The organism is Micromonospora sp. NPDC047762 (assembly GCF_043204655.1).
Classification (GTDB): domain Bacteria; phylum Actinomycetota; class Actinomycetes; order Mycobacteriales; family Micromonosporaceae; genus Micromonospora.
In genome coordinates this window covers 637906-653654 of sequence record NZ_JBIDCQ010000001.1, presented here as the reverse complement: position 1 = coordinate 653654, position 15749 = coordinate 637906, and the positions used below count along the sequence as shown (strand labels likewise).

Annotated in this window: 18 protein-coding genes; 12 read left to right on the top strand and 6 right to left on the bottom strand. The window is 72.2% G+C overall.

Features of this window, described 5'->3' with window-relative positions; translation table 11 throughout:
- Nucleotides 1-31: 31 nt before the first annotated feature.
- Entirely contained in the window at nucleotides 32-1264 is a 1233-nt protein-coding gene (locus ACGF3C_RS03220) for a benzoate/H(+) symporter BenE family transporter (protein WP_393218315.1), read from the top strand.
- 67 nt (nucleotides 1265-1331) lie between these two features.
- Here ACGF3C_RS03220 and ACGF3C_RS03215 read toward each other — a convergent pair whose 3' ends face one another.
- The 4 genes from ACGF3C_RS03215 to ACGF3C_RS03200 form a co-directional block, all read right to left on the bottom strand.
- Entirely contained in the window at nucleotides 1332-1703 is a 372-nt protein-coding gene (locus ACGF3C_RS03215; RefSeq protein WP_091395802.1) for a hypothetical protein, read from the bottom strand.
- 629 nt (nucleotides 1704-2332) lie between these two features.
- Complete coding sequence (locus tag ACGF3C_RS03210) at nucleotides 2333-2584, bottom strand: hypothetical protein (RefSeq protein WP_030332357.1); 252 nt, start codon at nucleotides 2582-2584, stop codon at nucleotides 2333-2335.
- Between the two features lie 81 nt (nucleotides 2585-2665).
- The gene (mscL, locus tag ACGF3C_RS03205) at nucleotides 2666-3139 is read right to left on the bottom strand and encodes a large conductance mechanosensitive channel protein MscL (RefSeq protein WP_355004779.1); all 474 of its coding nucleotides are present in this window, start codon (nucleotides 3137-3139) and stop codon (nucleotides 2666-2668) included.
- 39 nt (nucleotides 3140-3178) lie between these two features.
- Complete coding sequence (locus tag ACGF3C_RS03200; RefSeq protein ID WP_244166066.1) at nucleotides 3179-3835, bottom strand: FadR/GntR family transcriptional regulator; 657 nt, start codon at nucleotides 3833-3835, stop codon at nucleotides 3179-3181.
- 110 nt (nucleotides 3836-3945) lie between these two features.
- Here ACGF3C_RS03200 and ACGF3C_RS03195 point away from each other — a divergent pair, with 110 nt between their 5' ends.
- Complete coding sequence (locus ACGF3C_RS03195) at nucleotides 3946-5226, top strand: MFS transporter (RefSeq protein ID WP_393218309.1); 1281 nt, start codon at nucleotides 3946-3948, stop codon at nucleotides 5224-5226.
- A gap of 18 nt (nucleotides 5227-5244) precedes the next feature.
- On the opposite strand, the gene ACGF3C_RS03190 is transcribed toward ACGF3C_RS03195, so the two are convergent.
- Entirely contained in the window at nucleotides 5245-5601 is a 357-nt protein-coding gene (locus tag ACGF3C_RS03190; RefSeq protein WP_030332365.1) for an STAS domain-containing protein, read from the bottom strand.
- 163 nt (nucleotides 5602-5764) lie between these two features.
- Between ACGF3C_RS03190 and ACGF3C_RS03185 the strand changes: the two genes are divergently transcribed.
- The 6 genes from ACGF3C_RS03185 to ACGF3C_RS03160 are packed head-to-tail and all read left to right on the top strand — an operon-like array spanning nucleotide 5765 to nucleotide 11365.
- Nucleotides 5765-6625 carry an STAS domain-containing protein gene (locus ACGF3C_RS03185; RefSeq protein WP_357230430.1) on the top strand — a complete coding sequence of 287 codons (861 nt, stop codon included), beginning with the start codon at nucleotides 5765-5767 and terminating at the stop codon, nucleotides 6623-6625.
- Nucleotides 6625-7035, top strand: coding sequence for an STAS domain-containing protein (locus tag ACGF3C_RS03180; protein WP_355004782.1), 411 nt, complete (start codon nucleotides 6625-6627; stop codon nucleotides 7033-7035). Before ACGF3C_RS03185 ends, ACGF3C_RS03180 begins: the two co-directional genes overlap by 1 nt.
- Nucleotides 7032-7451: an anti-sigma regulatory factor gene (locus ACGF3C_RS03175; protein ID WP_357201045.1), complete on the top strand. Its 420-nt coding sequence runs from the start codon at nucleotides 7032-7034 to the stop codon at nucleotides 7449-7451. The genes ACGF3C_RS03180 and ACGF3C_RS03175 overlap by 4 nt, the downstream gene beginning before the upstream one ends.
- Nucleotides 7439-8464: a SpoIIE family protein phosphatase gene (locus ACGF3C_RS03170; RefSeq protein ID WP_393218303.1), complete on the top strand. Its 1026-nt coding sequence runs from the start codon at nucleotides 7439-7441 to the stop codon at nucleotides 8462-8464. Before ACGF3C_RS03175 ends, ACGF3C_RS03170 begins: the two co-directional genes overlap by 13 nt.
- Nucleotides 8461-9822: a sensor histidine kinase gene (locus tag ACGF3C_RS03165; protein ID WP_357230427.1), complete on the top strand. Its 1362-nt coding sequence runs from the start codon at nucleotides 8461-8463 to the stop codon at nucleotides 9820-9822. Before ACGF3C_RS03170 ends, ACGF3C_RS03165 begins: the two co-directional genes overlap by 4 nt.
- A gap of 13 nt (nucleotides 9823-9835) precedes the next feature.
- Nucleotides 9836-11365, top strand: a complete 1530-nt coding sequence (locus ACGF3C_RS03160; RefSeq protein ID WP_393218300.1) for a SpoIIE family protein phosphatase — start codon at nucleotides 9836-9838, stop codon at nucleotides 11363-11365.
- A 35-nt stretch (nucleotides 11366-11400) separates the two neighbouring features.
- On the opposite strand, the gene ACGF3C_RS03155 is transcribed toward ACGF3C_RS03160, so the two are convergent.
- Nucleotides 11401-12219 carry a DUF6597 domain-containing transcriptional factor gene (locus ACGF3C_RS03155; RefSeq protein WP_393218297.1) on the bottom strand — a complete coding sequence of 273 codons (819 nt, stop codon included), beginning with the start codon at nucleotides 12217-12219 and terminating at the stop codon, nucleotides 11401-11403.
- Between the two features lie 31 nt (nucleotides 12220-12250).
- Here ACGF3C_RS03155 and ACGF3C_RS03150 point away from each other — a divergent pair, with 31 nt between their 5' ends.
- The 4 genes from ACGF3C_RS03150 to ACGF3C_RS03135 all read left to right on the top strand — a co-directional run bounded on the left by ACGF3C_RS03150 (nucleotide 12251) and on the right by ACGF3C_RS03135 (nucleotide 15749).
- Nucleotides 12251-12841, top strand: a complete 591-nt coding sequence (locus ACGF3C_RS03150; protein WP_393218294.1) for a TIGR03086 family metal-binding protein — start codon at nucleotides 12251-12253, stop codon at nucleotides 12839-12841.
- Between the two features lie 156 nt (nucleotides 12842-12997).
- On the top strand, nucleotides 12998-13534 hold the full coding sequence (locus ACGF3C_RS03145) for a PadR family transcriptional regulator (RefSeq protein WP_393218291.1): 537 nt from the start codon (nucleotides 12998-13000) through the stop codon (nucleotides 13532-13534).
- The gene (locus ACGF3C_RS03140; RefSeq protein WP_355004789.1) at nucleotides 13531-14232 is read left to right on the top strand and encodes an ABC transporter ATP-binding protein; all 702 of its coding nucleotides are present in this window, start codon (nucleotides 13531-13533) and stop codon (nucleotides 14230-14232) included. The genes ACGF3C_RS03145 and ACGF3C_RS03140 overlap by 4 nt, the downstream gene beginning before the upstream one ends.
- Nucleotides 14229-15749, top strand: a complete 1521-nt coding sequence (locus tag ACGF3C_RS03135; RefSeq protein ID WP_393218287.1) for an FtsX-like permease family protein — start codon at nucleotides 14229-14231, stop codon at nucleotides 15747-15749. Before ACGF3C_RS03140 ends, ACGF3C_RS03135 begins: the two co-directional genes overlap by 4 nt.

Here is a 15749-nt window from a genome sequence, read left to right as displayed (position 1 = left end):
TTCCGTAAACGGAACAGTCGGGAGGGGTGTGGTGGCCGGACGCGTGCAACCGGTGCTGGCAGGGGCAGTGACCGCGCTGGTGGGCTTCGCCAGCTCGTTCACCGTCGTGCTGGCCGGGCTCCGAGCGGCAGGCGCGTCGGACGCACAGGCCGCCTCCGGCCTGCTCGCTCTCTGCGTGGCATGTGGGTTCGCCGCCGCCTGGCTGGGCTGGCGGTACCGGATACCGATGAGTGTGGCCTGGTCCACTCCGGGCGCGGCGCTGCTGGTGGCGACCGGGCCGCCGCCGGGAGGATGGCCGGTAGCGGTGGGCGCCTTCCTCGTCTCCGGTGTGCTGATCGTCGCGGCCGGGTTGTTCCCGCCGCTCGGCCGCGCGGTAGCCGCCATCCCCAAGCCGGTGGCCGCCGCCATGCTCGCCGGGGTGCTGTTGCCGCTGTGCACCGCCCCGGTCCGCGCGTTGGTCGAGCTGCCGGTGGTGGCCGGATCGGTGGTGGTCGGTTGGCTGCTGCTGCACCGGTTCGTCCGACGCTGGGCGGTGCCCGGTGCGCTGGTGGTGGCCGTGGCGGCGATCGCACTGACCGCACCGCCGACCGGCCTTACCGGTGCCGCGCTGATCCCGTCGGTCACGCTGACCGCGCCAGCCTGGAACGCGTCCGCGCTCGTCGGAGTGGCGCTGCCGTTGTTCCTGGTCACCATGGCCGCGCAGAACGTGCCCGGCATGGCGGTGCTGGTCGGCTACGGCTACCGGCCGCCGTTCGGCGCCGCACTGCGGACCACCGGCCTGGCCAGTCTGCTCGCCGCTCCGGCCGGTGGGCACGCGGTGAACCTCGCGGCGATCACCGCCGCGCTGGCCGCCGGCCCCGACGCGCACCCCGACCCGGAGCGCCGATGGATCGCCTCGGTCACCGCAGGTGTCGGGCTGGCCGTGCTCGGACTGGGTGCCGGCGTGGCCACCACGCTGGTGGCTGTCGCCCCACCGATCCTCATCGAGGCGGTCGCCGGGCTGGCGCTGCTGGGCGCCCTCGCCACCGCGCTCGCTGCGGCGGTGACCGACCCGGCGACCCGGGAAGCCGCCGTGGTCACCTTCGTGGTGACCGCGTCCGGGGTGACGCTGATCGGCGTGGGCGGCGCGTTCTGGGGCCTGGTCGCGGGCTGCCTGATGCTGCTTCTCTTCCACCGCCGCCAACCCGCCCCGGCCGCGCCCGCCTCCGCCGCCCCGGCCACGCCCGCTCCCGCCGCGCCGGACAGATCCACTCGGGTTTCATGAAGTCGGGCCGTCCCGAGGCTCCGGACACCCCGATTTCCGTGAACCCGAGTCGATCAGGGCGGTTGGGTCACTCCTCGGGCGGCAGGTCGGCCACCCCGACGGCCAGGAGGACCCGGCCGTCGGCCACCGACCCGATCCGGTCGGCCGGTACGTAGACCGCGCCGGTGCGGGTCAGGTCGGTCGAGACCTTCAGATAGCCGCTGTGCAGCAGTCGCGCCGCCAGATCTGCTGGGACGTCCGGCTCCTCGACCGCGGTCGCCTCGATCAGCTCGTCCAGGCTGCTGCCCGGGTCGGCGGTCGGTGTCTGGACGGTCACCGCGTTCGGGTCACCCCGCTGGACGAGGTCCACGGTACCGACCTCGGTGCCAGCTGAGTCGATCACCGGCATCCCGGTGGTGATCCGCGAGATGGTCGCCTGCTGCTCGTCCTGCTGGTCCATCCCGCTGCGGTTCCCAGAGCAGCGCGCCGCTAAACGCCGCCGCCACCCACCCCAACCGTCCGCTGCCGGCCCGCCCCTCCCGTCCGTCCCTCCCCGCCCGCCCGCCGTTCAGCGGCCGCCGCGGGCTTGGTGTGGTCGCACCTCGTCCCAGAGCAGTGGCTCGGAGGTGGGGCCGGTCCAGAGGCGGTGGGTCGGGGGCGATGGAGGCTCGGAGGTGGCCGGTCCGGAGGCGGTGGGTCGGGGGCGATGGGCTCGGAGGTGGCCGGTCCGGAGGCGGTGGGTCGGGGGCGATCGGCTCGGAAGTGATGGCCCGGGGAGCGTGATGACTGTGAGTCATATTTATGCCTCAGAGTCATCACCGCCAAAAGCAATACCGCCCCCGGCCCGCTCAAGGTGGCGGGCGGCGGGCCGCTACAGCCAGCGGCGGCCCCGCACCCAGCACCCAGCCCAGCAGACGGCGCCCAGCACCTAGCGCCCAGCAGACGGCACCCAGCGCCCAGCAGGCGGCACGCAGCAAACGGCACTTAACAGGCGGCACAGCAAACGGCACGCAGCAAACGGCACGCAGCAGACGGCACTCAGCACGCAGCGCCCGGCACCCTCGCGCCCGTGCACGGTGTTCCCCGCACTCAGGTGTTCGGGAGGGTCCAGCCGCCGGGCGGGCGGGGGGACAGCTCCCGCCAGGTGTCCGGGCCGTCGAGCAGCGCCCGGACGGTGTCCTCGGCCTCGTCCGCACTGCCGTACTCGTAGAAACGGGAGATGCCCTCGGCGCCGCCGGCCCGCTGCTCGACGTGCCAGCGGTCGGCGTCCACCCGCAGGAAGACGTCCCGCCGGGCCAGCCGCCCCCACTTCCCGTTCCACCAGTGCTTTCGCTGCTCCATGGCGGGACTCTATCGAACACACGTACGAGAAGATGCGGCCCCTGCGGGAATCCCGCAGGGGCCGATGTGCATCCGTTCGGGTCAGCGCTGCGTCGGCGGCTCCGGGCGGCGGCCCAGCACGTCGTCCAGCGCCCCACGCTGCTGGCCGGGGGTGGTGTGGCCGGCGGAGACCAGGGCGTCCCGGATCTCGGTGAGCAGCTTGACCTCCTCGCTCGGCGCCGAGGGCGGCGGCTCCTCGCCCCGCTTGCGCCGCTCGGCCAGCCGGTTCATCGGGTAGACGACCAGGAAGTAGAGCGCCAGTGCGGTCAGCAGGAAGGTGATCACCGCGTTGACGAAGGCGATCCAGTCGAACGGGATGCCACGGAAGCTGGGTGCCGTGCCGGCCAAACCCTTGTCGCTGCCGGTGATGAGCAGCACGAAGACCCGGATCAGCGGGTCGAGGAACGACTTGGTCAGCTGGGTGACCACGCCCGTGAACGCGGCGCCGATGACGACACCGACCGCCAGGTCGACGACGTTGCCGCGCATGATGAAGTCTTTGAAGCCCTTGAGCATTCGTACTCCCGAGGTGTCCGCTTTTCTGTCGGGCACAACCTATGCCCGTTCGGCGGGTTCCAGAAAAGCGCCGGCTTCGAGCGCCGCCCGGCCGGGATCGCCGGCCCGGATCGCCTCGACCAGCCGGGTGTGGTCGACGTAGCGCTCGGGCGTGAGTTCCCCACCCATGGCCTGGGCGACTGTGCTGCGCAGTGCGGTGCCCACCGAGGCGTACAGCTCGGCGAGCATGGCGTTGTGCGCGGCGGCGACCACCGCGGTGTGCAGTGCCGCGTCGGCCTCGACGAACGCGTCGACCCGGCCGCCGTGCCAGGCGGCCTCGCGCTGGGCGAGCGCGCCGTCGAGCGCCGCCAGGTCCTCCGGGGTACGCCGCAACGCGGCGAGCCGGGCGGCCTCCACCTCGAAGGCGCGGCGTACCTCGATGACCTCGGTCATCCGGTCGTCGCCGAGTCGGCGGGCGACCACCGGGGCCAGTTCGTCGGTGGACACCACGTAGGTGCCGGAGCCCTGCCGGCACTCCAGCACCCCGGCGTGCACCAGGGCGCGGACCGCCTCGCGGACCGTGTTGCGCCCGACGCCCAGCGCGGCGACCAGTTGTGGCTCGGTGGGGATGCGCCCTCCGACGGGCCATTCGCCGCCCAGGATGCGGGCGCGGAGTTGCTCGGTGGTCTGCCGGACCCGGTGGCCGCGCGGTGGCACGGGGGGCTGGCCGCGGGGCGGTGCCGGCGGCGCGGAGGGGAATTCAACCGACGGTGGCACTGGTTACATCACCGGTCCCAAATTCATCCCATGATTGTAGGTTAGCGGTCATGACCCCGCCACCAACCGCCGCTCCGGCGCTGCCCGCTCCCGTCGCCGTCGATCCTCGTCCGACGCGGGACCCCGGCACCGGCCGGCGGACGCACCCGGCGACCGGTGGCGCGCTGGTGCTGGTCGGGATGCTGCTGGTCGCGCTCAACCTGCGCGCCGTGGTGACGAGCCTCGGCGCACTGCTCGACGAGGTCCGCGACGGGCTGGGCCTCTCCGGCGTCACCGCCGGCCTCGTCACCACCCTGCCGACCATCGCGTTCGCCGGGCTCGGCGCGCTCACCCCGTGGCTGGTCCGCCGGGTGGCGCCGGCCCGGGTGCTGGTGGTCGCCATGCTCGCCCTCGCCGTCGGCCAGGTGCTCCGGGTCGCCACCGACTCCGCCCTGATCTTCGTGCTCACCAGCGCGCTGGCGCTGTCCGGCATCGCGGTCGCCAACATCCTGCTGCCGATGCTGGTCAAACAGCACTTCCCGCACCGCACCGGCCTGGTCACCGGCGCGTACACGATGGCGTTGACAGTGGGCACGACGGTGGCCGCCGCCTCCGCGGTGCCGATCGCGCACGCCTTCGGGTCGTGGCGGGCCGGGCTCGGCGTGTGGGCCGCGATGGCCGCGGTGGCCGTACTCCCGTGGGTGCCGCTGGCGCTGCGGGCCCGCGCCGCGGCGCGGCGGGCGACCCCGACGGCGGCTGCCGCCACGCCCACGCGGGTCCGGCCGGCGCGGACCCGGCTCGGTTGGGCGATGGCCGTCTACTTCGGGGCGCAGTCGCTCAGCGGGTACGCGATCATGGGTTGGCTGGCCCAACTGTTCCGCGACGCCGGCTACCAGCCGGAGTCGGCCGGGCTGCTGCTCGCCGGGGTGACCGCGCTCGGCGTACCGATCGCGCTGCTGATGCCCACCCTGGCCGGTCGGCTCGGCAGCCTGCGGCCGCTGGTGCTCGGGCTCACCACCGCGTCGGCACTGGCCTACCTGGGGTTGGCGCTCGCACCGCACGGTGCCGCGCTGCTCTGGGTGGCCCTCCTGGCGATCGGGCAGGGCGCGTTCCCGATGATCCTGACCGCCATCGGCCTACGCGCCCGCACCGCCGAGGGCACCGTCGCGCTCTCCGCGTTCGCGCAGAGCACCGGGTACGTGATCGCCGCCCTGGGCCCGCTGATGGTCGGCATCCTCTACGAGGCCACCGGCGGCTGGACGGCGCCGATCGGGTTCCTGCTGGGTGCCCTCGCCGTGCAGACGACGGCGGGCATGGCAATCGCTCGTCCCCGTTACGTCGAGGACGAGTGACGCACGCCGACGGTCAGGTCAGGAGGAAGCCGGCGTCGGTTCGCCGGCGACTGCCTCATCCACCGTCGGGTAGGTGTGCAGCACCTCGACCAGCCCGCTCACCTCAAGGATGCGCAGCACGCCGCGCTGCGGGGCGGCCAGCCGGACCACGCCGCCGGCCTCGTCGCAGCTGTTCTTGGCGCGGACGAAGACCGACAGGCCGGTCGAGTCGCAGAACGAGACGTCCGCCAGGTCGAACACCAGCCGGTTGCGGCCCTTGTCGAGCAGGTCGGTGATCTGGTCCTGCAGCTGCGGTGCGGTGGCCATGTCCAGCTCGCCCGCGACCGCCACGACGACCACGTCGCCGCGTTGTTCCGTGTGCACCGTCAACGACATTCGCCAGACCTCCTGTTATCGGGGGAACGGTATCCCACGACCACCCCCGGAGGTAGAACGGGAGCCGTCATCCGGTGGCCATCGTCATTCCGTTGCTACGGGGCAAGTAGTTGATCAGACCCCGGTGATAGAGTCCGCCCGGTCCAGGTCAAGGGGGTTCGAAATGGCGTTGAGCACCGAAGAAAGTGGTCGGCTCGCCGCGCTGCTCAGCGGGCAGGACGAACGGGTCACGACTCGGTGGACCGAGATCGTCACCAGTTCGTTGCGGGGCCGGCTGAGCCAGGCAGAGCTGCGCCGGCAGGTCCAGGATCTGCACGGCGCCATCGTCGCCACGAGCGAGCAGGGCACCATCGACCTGTCCGCCGAAAGCGCCGCCGAACTGCGCGCCGCGCTCTCCGAGCTGTCTCGTGGCCGGGCCCGGCAGGGCTTCTCCGCCACCGAGACCACGATCAGCGTCTTCGCGCTGAAGGACGTGCTGGCCGAACTGTTGCAGGAGGCCGGGGGCCCGCACGCGCTGTCGGACTACGTCGCCTTCTCCAGGCTCGTCGACGAGATGGGCCTGTTCACCTTCGAGAGCTTCGTCCGCACCCGGGAGAGCCTGATCGCCGACCAGGCCGAGCAGTTGCTCGAGCTCTCCACACCGGTGGTCAAGCTCTGGGAGGGCGTCGTCGCCGTGCCGCTGGTCGGCACCCTGGACTCGGCCCGGGCCCAGGTGGTCATGGAGCGCCTGCTGCAGACCCTCGTCGACACCGGCTCGCCGTACGCGATCATCGACATCACCGGCGTACCGGCGGTGGACACCCAGGTCGCCCAGCACATCCTGAAGACCGTGGTGGCCGCCCGACTGATGGGCGCCGACTGCATCATCTCGGGCATCCGCCCGCAGATCGCGCAGACCATCGTGGCGCTCGGCATCGAGTTCGGTGACATCGCCACCAAGGCGAGCCTCGCCGACGCGCTGCGCCACGTGCTGCGGCTCAACGGGGTGGAGACCGCCCGTCGCCAGCCGCGCCGGGGCTTCTGATGGAACGCGTGCCGATCCTCAAGATCGGCGACATCCTGCTCGTCTCCATCCAGCTCGACATGTCCGACCAGACGGCGGTCCAGCTTCAGGAGGATCTGGCCGAGCGGATCGTGGACACCGGCTGCCACGGCGTCATCATCGACATCACCGCGCTGGACATCGTCGACTCCTTCGTGGGGCGAATGCTCTCCGCCATCGCGTCGATCTCCAAGGTGCTCGACGCCGAGACGGTGGTGGTCGGGATGCGTCCGGCCGTCGCCATCACCCTTGTCGAACTCGGGCTGTCGCTGAACGGCATCCGTACCGCGCTGAACGTCGAGCGCGGCATGGAACTGATCGCGGCTGCCCACGCCGACGAGCTCGACCACCAGCTCGACGACGATCCGGACGCCGAGACGGCCACGCCGTGACCGCGGGCGTCGACCTGGGCCAGCCACAGGCGCAGTCGGTCCGCAGCGATGAGGACGTGGTGCGCGTCCGGCAGCTGGTCCGCGCCGTGGCGGTGGCCAGCAAGCTGTCCCTCGTCGACCAGACCAAGGTGGTCACCGCGGCGAGCGAGTTGGCCCGCAACACCCTGGTGTACGGCGGCGGCGGTTCGGTCGAGGTGACGATCGTGGACAACGGCCGACGCAAGGGCGTACAGATCGTGTTCGCCGACTCCGGGCCGGGCATCGCCGACCTCGATCTGGCGATGACCGACGGCTACACCAGCGGCGGCGGCCTCGGCCTCGGGCTCAGTGGGTCGCGACGCCTGGTCGACGAGTTCCAGATCGAGACGTCAGCGGAGACCGGTACGCGGATCACTGTCACCAAGTGGTCCAGGTGAACGCCGACGCGGTCACCGACAGTGGCATCTGGTTCCGAGTAGAGGCCAGCAGCGCCGCGAGTGCCGTCCGGCGTGCCGCCGAACGGCTCGGCGCGCAGGTGGAGATGGGCGGGGCGCGCATCGCCGACCTGGCCATCGTCGCCGCCGAGCTGACCAGCAACCTGGTCAAGCACGCCGACGAGGGTGTCCTGCTGCTCCGACCGGTACGCCGCGCCGGGCTGGCCGGCGTGGAGCTGGTGGCGATCGACTCCGGGCCCGGCATGGCCGACCTGACCGTCTCGTCCCAGGACGGGCACTCCACCACCGGCACACTCGGCATCGGTCTGGGCGCCATCGTCCGGCAGGCCAGCTGGTTCGACGGATACTCGCTGCCCGGCCGGGGCACAGTCCTCGCCGTGCAGGTCTGGCCTGCCGAGGCACGGCCGTCCCCGTCCTGGGCGGGCGCTCTCACCCGACCGCTGACCGGCGAGACGGTGAGCGGCGACGGGTACGCCGTCCGGGTCGCCGACGGGCGGCACCAGGTGCTGGTCAGCGACGGATTGGGGCACGGCCCGCTGGCCGGGGCCGCCACCGACGCGGCGCTCGCCGCGTTCCGCAACGCCCCGGCCGGCCCACCGGCGACGGTGGTCGGTCACCTGCACCGCGGCATGTCGCACACCCGTGGTGCCGCGCTCGCGGTCGCCGAGTTGGCACCCGAGGCCGGGATGCTGCACTACGCGGGCCTGGGCAACATCTCCGGCGTGGTCGTCGATGCTGACGACAAGCGTCGCGGGCTGGTCTCGCTGCCCGGCATCGCCGGGCACCAGCGGCCGACGATCCGGGAGTACGCGTACCCGTTCGGTCCGGGCGCCCGACTCGTCATGCACAGCGACGGGGTGGCCGACCGGTGGCGGTTGGCCGACTACCCGGGCCTGATGGAGAAGTCACCACTGGTGATGGCGGCGACGCTGCTGCGTGACGCGGGTGTGCGGCGCGACGACGCCTGCGTACTTGTCGCAAGGTCCTGGGTATGACCGACGAACCTTCGGCCCAGCCGCTGCTGCAGATGGCGCTGCGGGTCGAACAGGACATCTTCGTGATCCGTCAGCGGGGCCGCGAGGTGGCCGCGGTGGTCGGCCTCGAACACCAGGACCAGGTGCGGATCGCCACAGCGCTCAGCGAGGTTGCCCGGGACCTGCTGCGGACGACCGGGGGAGCGGACGTCTCCTTCCACGTCGACGCGGGCGCCGACGGCCGGTTCCACCTGCGCGCCGACCTGGCCCCGATGTCCCCGCTGCCGGACGACCGCTACCAACCGCAGTCCGGCGCGGTGTCCCGACTGGTCGACACACTGAGCGTGTCGACCGTCGAGGGGGTTACGGTCGTACGGATGTCCCGACGAGTCCCGGCCAACGCGCCGATGCCGACCCCGGAGCGGCTCGCCGAGTTCCGTACGGAACTCGGCCGCACCGCGCCGGGCAGTGCGCTGGACGAATTGACAGTGCAGAACGGGCAGCTCATCTCCGCACTGGACGAGGTGCGCAGTCAGCGCGACGAGTTGGCCGTGCTGAACGAGGAGCTGGCCGAGACCAACCGTGGCGTGCTGGCGCTCTACAACCAGCTCACCGAGGAGTTGGAGGAGACCAACCGGGGCGTCGTCGCCCTCTACGCCGAGCTGGACGAGAAATCGGCCCAGCTCCGCGCGGCGAGTGAGTCGAAGAGCCGGTTCCTGGCCAACGTGAGCCACGAGCTGCGCGCGCCGGTCACCGCGATCATCGGCCTGGGGCGGCTGCTCACCGACTCCGCTTCCGACCCGCTCACCGACGAGCAGGGCCGCCAGGTCGATCTGATCCGCGCATCGGCGGCGGACCTGCTCAACCTGGTCAACGAACTCCTCGACCTGGCCAAGGCGGAGTCCGGTCGGATCGAGCCGGACGTGACCGAGGTCGACCTGCGGCCGCTCTTCGGTCAACTACGCGGCACCCTGCGCGCGCTGGCCACCCGCCCGGAGGTGGAGCTCGTCGTGGAGGAGCTCACCGGGCCAGCCCTGCTGCGCACCGACGAGGTGCTGCTCGGTCAGGTGCTGCGCAACCTGCTGCACAACGGGTTGAAGTTCACCGAGCGCGGCGAGGTGCGGCTGCGGGCCAGCCAACATGGCGACCGTTGGCAGTTCGAGGTCAGCGACACCGGGCCGGGCATCGCCCCGGAGCTGCACGACCGGATCTTCGAGGAGTTCTACCAGATCCCCGGCGCCACCCGGGTCGGCGGCACCGGCCTCGGTCTGCCGTACGCCCGGCGGTTGGTGACGCTGCTCGGCGGAACGCTGGAGCTGACCAGCGCGCCGGGCGGAGGCAGCACATTCAGAGTCTCCCTGCCCACCGGCGGGGCGTGACGGTGTGGACGGCATGCCGGCAACCATCCTGGTGGTCGACGACAGTCGTACCAAGCGTTACCTGCTGGTCAGTTGGCTGACCCGGGCCGGGTTCACAGTGCTGGAGGCCGAGAACGGCGCCGAGGCGTTGGCTCGGGTCGAGGTGGACCGGATCGACCTGGTGGTCCTCGACGTCCGGTTGCCCGACCTGAGCGGCTACGAGGTCTGCGAACAGATCAAGGCCCGGCACCCGGCGATGCCGGTGATCCACGTGTCGGCGCACGCCGTGGACGTGGCCGACCGCGCCCAGGGGCTGACCCGGGGCGCTGACGCGTACCTGACCGAGCCGATCGAGCCCGAGGAGCTGATCGCCACCACCCGGGCGGTGCTGCGCTACTACCAGGCGCGGCAGCGCGCCGAACTGCTCGCCGAGCGGCTGCTCGGGTTGGCCGACACGACAGTCGCGGTGCACGCCGCGCCGACCTTCGCGCGCCTGCTGGAGGCCGCTGCCGAGGGTGCCGCCCAGATCTTCAAGAGCCCGGCCGCGGTGATCGCCGAAACCTTCGACGGCGACTGCCTCGCGGGCGTCTGCGCCGGTCCCGGCGCGCTGGCCACCGTGGTGCCGTGGGTCGTGGACGACACCGGGGTGCCCACCGGCGCCACGGTCCGGGTGGAGGCCCCGGCGAACTGGGCGCTCGTCGACTGGCCGGCGGACGACACGGTGACAGTCGCCGCCGCCCGGCTACGCGAGGACCGGGCCCCGCTGTACGTGGTGGTCCCGACCGCCACCCAGACCGCGCGGACGCCGGTGCTCAAGCAGCTGGCTCAGGCGGTGGCGGCGGCCGTGGAGGGGCAGCGCTCGTTCGACGAGGAGCACCGGATCGCGGTCACCCTCCAACGCAGTCTGCTCCCGCGCGGGCTGCCCACAGTGGCCGGCCTGGACCTCGCGGTGCGCTACGAGCCGGCCAGCGCGCAGACCGAGGTGGGCGGCGACTTCTACGAGCTGGTGATGCTCGACGGGCACCTGCTGCTGGCGATCGGGGACGTCGCCGGCCACTCGCTGCACGCGGCGACAGTGATGGCCGAGCTGCGGCACGCGGTGCGGGCGTACGCGGTCGAGGGCCACCAACCCGGCGAGATCCTGCACCGCGTCAACGAGCTGATGCGGACGCTGCTGCCGAACGAGATCGCCACGCTCTGTGTCCTGCTGCTGCATCCACCGACCGGACGGGTCCGGCTGGCCAGCGCAGGGCACCTTCCGCCGCTGATGATCATGGACGGCAAGGTCGAGTTCATCCAGCATTCCGCGCCGCTGCTCGGCGTCCGCGCCCCGCGCCCGGCCGACCTGGAATTCGTGGTGCCGGCCGGAGCCACGCTGGTCTTCTACACCGACGGGCTGATCGAGCGACGGGACGCCACCATCGACGAAGGGCTGGCCGCGCTGGCCGCGAGCGCAGCGACCGTCGACGGTAACCTCGACCACTTCTGCGCCCGGCTGCTGGCGGAGTTGGCCCCACCGGAGATCCAGGACGACGTCGCCGTGGTCGTCCTGCGTCGTCGCTGATCTGCGGCTCTCTCAGCTCTGGCAGCTTCCGGCTCTCAGCGCACCGAGCGGGCGTACGCGGCGGGGGACACCCCGGCCACGGCGGTGAAGTCACGGACCAGATGGGCCTGGTCGCTGTAGCCGAGGTCGGCGGCGAGATCGGCCCAGCTCAACGGGCCACCGGTGGCCTGTTCGACCGCCTCCTGGAGGCGGTAGCGGCGGATCACCCACTTCGGCCCGACCCCCACGTACTCGATGAACAGCCGCTGCAACCGGCGGACCGGAACGTCGTGCCGCGCGGCGAAGTCGTCGACGCGCAGCACAGTGCGGTCGGTACGGATCGCCTCGGCCATTCGGACGGCCTCCTCGGCCAGCGGGTCCGGCTCCGGCTGCCAGGCGGTGAGGAGGGTGTCCAGCGCCCGGCAGCGCTCGTCGTCGCTGGCCGCCGAGGTGAGGGAGGCGCCCACGCCCGCCGGGACGTCCGGGTGGGTCAACCGGCCGAAGGGCAGCGGCTCCCTACGGCCGGTCAGTTCACTGACCGACCGCCGCCAGAACGGGTGGAAGCCGCCGGGGCGGAACTGCACCCCGGACACCCGGCCGGTGCCGTTGAGCGTGATCCGGAACAGGTCGCGGCCCACCCCGGCCACCTCGCCGGACTCGGGCCCGTCGTCGTCCCGTCGGAACACCACGTTCACCGCCGGGTGCGGCACGACCCGTTGCTCGAACGGCGCGCTCAACGCCCAGTCGATCAACCAGTAGTGCTCGACCCACTGGCGCAGCGACTCCGCCGGCAGGTGTCGGCGGAAGCGCATCTCGCGCAGCAGGCGTCCGGGGTCGAGAATTCCCCGGCTGTCGCCACGCGGTCGCTGTCGCATTTGTTCAAGACCACCCTCATACGCTGGCCGTATGTCCACTCAGACTAGCGAGCTGCTGGCGGCCGCCGCGCCGCGAACCGTCGATGTCGTACGGGGTGTCTCCGACGACCAACTGGACCTGCCCACCCCGTGCAGCGACTATCTGGTCCGTGATCTGCTCAACCACCTCTTCCAGGTGGTGGTCAACTTTCAGGGCCTGGCCGAGAAGCGACAGGTGGAGTGGGCCGAGAAGCCCGATCACCTGGGCGACGGCTGGCGGGACCGCTTCGAGGCGGAGACCGACCGATTGGTGACCGCCTGGTCGGATCCGTCCACTTTGGAGGGCGTGGCGCCGGGCATGGGCATGCCGCAACCCGTCATCGGCGGCATGGCACTGCTGGACCTGACAGTGCACGGTTGGGATCTCGCGGTCGCCACCGGCCAGCCGTACCAGCCAGCCCCGGAGGCGGTGGCCGAGCTGCACGCGCTGGTGGAGCGGTTGGGCCCCACCGCCCGCAAGATGGGCGTCTTCGCCGACCCACCCGTTACCCCGACCCCCGGCCCAACCCCCGACCTGGCACCCAACCTGGCCCACCTCCTGACCCAGACCGGCCGCACCCCCACCTGGCCCCGAACCCCCTAACCCCCCGGGGTACGCCCTTCTCTCGTTGATCATGAAGTTATTGCCCTCGATCTCGGCGTGTCGGCGCAATAACTTCATGATCAACGGGGTGGGGGGTGGGGTGGGGGGGTGGGTGGGTTGTTGACTTGGGTATTCGCTGGGTGAATAGTGGGCGGGGTGTCTACGCCGCATGTTCTGCTCGGGTTGCTCGCTGGGGGCAGCCGGCACGGGTATGAACTGAAGCGTGCGCACGACGAGCGGCTGCCGCGCGCCCGGCCGCTGGCCTTCGGGCAGGTCTACGCCACTCTCGGCCGCCTCGAACGTGACGGGCTGGTGGCTGCCGCCGGCCAGGACCGGGTGGCCGGGCCGGATCGCACGGCGTACGAGCTGACCGACCAGGGGCGGGACGCGCTGGACCAGTGGCTGTCCACTGTGGAAGCACCAATGCCGTACGTGGCCAGCACGCTCTTCGCCAAGGTCGTGGTCGCGCTGCTGGTCGCCGATGTCGATCGGGCCCGGTCGTACCTGATCGCCCAGCGGGCCGCGCACACCGCACGGTTGCGTGAGTTGACCGCGGTCAAGGGCGAACCGGCCGCCACCCTCAGCGACGTGATCGCGGCCGATTTCGCGATCGCCCACCTCGACGCGGATCTGCGGTGGCTGCACGCCACCCTGGGCCGGGTCGCCGACTGGCACCGGGAGGTGCATCCGTGACGCAACTCCAGGCTCGCGGCGTGGTTCGGGCGTACGGCCCGACGCCCGCACTGCGCGGCGTGACGCTCGACCTGGCCGAGGGCGAGATCGTCGCCGTCACCGGGCCGAGTGGCTGCGGCAAGTCGACACTGCTGCACTGCCTGGCCGGGATTCTCCGGCCGGACGCCGGCGAGGTCACCTGGCGTGGGCACCGCATCGACACCTGGTCGGAGGCGGCCCGGTCCCGGCTGCGGCGCACCGAGTTCGGGGTGCTGTTCCAGTTCGGTCAGCTGGTGGCCGAGTTGACCGCCGCCGAGAACGTCGCACTTCCTCTGCTCCTCGCCGGCACGGGGCGGCGAGAGGCACGGACGGCGGCGCTCACCTGGCTGGAACGGTTCGGGGTGGCCGAGGTGGCCGACGTCCGGCCGGGTGAGATGTCCGGGGGCCAGCAGCAACGTTGCGCCACGGCGCGGGCGCTGGTGACCGAGCCTCGGGTGCTCTTCGCCGACGAGCCGACCGGCGCACTGGACACGCTCACCGGCGAGCAGGTCCTCACCCAACTGGTCCGGCTCGCCCGCGAGCAGCGCACCGCCGTCGTGCTGGTCACCCACGAGCCGCGGATCGCCGCGTACGCGGATCGGGAGATCGTGCTGCGTGACGGCCTGGTGGACCACACCGGCCTGGGGCTCGACGTGCCGCTGGCCGGCGGCGCCCGGTGAGACCGACAACGCTGCTCCGCCTCGCGCTCGCCGGCACCCGCACCGACACCGCCCGGGTGGTGCTCACCGCGCTCAGCGCCCTGCTGGCCACCCTGGCCGGGCTCGCGGCGCTCACCGTGTTGGCCATCGAGAAACCCGCCGGTGACGCCTGGGAGCAGTCCGAGCAGTACCACAACGCACTGCTGCGGGAGCCCGGGCTGCGCGGCGGCACGGCGTTCGCGCTGCTCATGCTGATGGTCCCGGTGCTGGCGCTGGCCGGTCAGTGCGCCCGGCTCGGCGCGCCGGCACGGGACCGCCGGTTGGCCGCGCTGCGGTTGGCTGGTGCCACTCCGGGCCAGGTCACCAGACTGGTGGTGTTGGAGACCGGCGTGGCCGCGCTGCTCGGCACGCTCGTCGGGCTGGGTGTCTACCTGGTCGGCCGCGACCTGCTGCACAGCCCGGACGCGCAAGGTCGACTGGCCCTGCCCACCGACGTGCTGCCGTCGACCGGCGGGCTGGTCGGCGTGGTGCTCGGTCTGCCGGTCGTGGCGGCGCTGGCGACCGCCCTGATGCTGCGTACGGTCACCACCAGCCCGCTCGGGGTGAGTCGAAAGGCCGCCCGCGAGCGCGGGCCAGGCCCGTGGGCCGGGCTCCTGATCGGGTTCGGCGTGGTCTCGTTCGCGCTGATCCGCCCGGTGGTCTACAGGGTCGCCGACGGGCAGGCGGCGGGCCGGCTGGTGCCACTGCTGTTCGCGGTGGGCGCGCTCGCCGCGATGATCGGGGTGGTGATCGGCACCGGCTGGCTGTCGTACCACTGCGGGCGGTTGTTACGTCGGCACGCCCGCAGGCCGGCTGCCCTGCTCGCGGCGGGCCGGCTGATGGCCGATCCGTGGGCGGGCAGCCGCACGTTCGCGGCGCTGCTCGCCGCCCTGATCTTCGGCGGGGGTGCGGCAGCCCAGCGGGCCTACTTCGCCACGAAGGACCAGATCGAGCGGGAGCAGAGCCGACTCGCCGGGGCGGACGGTGCCGCCAACCCCTTCTATCTGTCGACGATGGATCTCGTCGACGGCGCGATCGCCGTAGCCATCCTGATCGCGACGGGCGGGCTGATCGTCGCGCTGGTCGAGGGGATCGTCGCCCGACGCCGCGCCTACGCCGCGTTGGTCGCCACCGGGGTGCCCCGGGCCACGCTGGGCCGTTCGGTGGCCTGGCAGGCGTTGCTGCCGGCCGTGCCGGCGATTCTGCTCGCGCTCACCGTTGGCACGCTGCTCGGCCGAGGGCTCGTCGCGGACGTGTCGGAGGGCGGCGGGTCGACGTTGATCTGCGAGGCCCCGGCCGCGCTCTGCGAGGACCCTGCCACCCGGGACCAGTACTCACGGATCGTGTACTACCCCGCGGTGCAGCGAGCCGTTCCCGTACCTCTGGAGCACCTGGCGTGGCTCGGCGCCGGCGCCCTGGCGGCGGTGCTGGTGACGGTCGCTGTCGGCCTGCTCTTCCTGCGTGCCAGCACCGCGTTGGACGAGCTGCGGACGACCTGA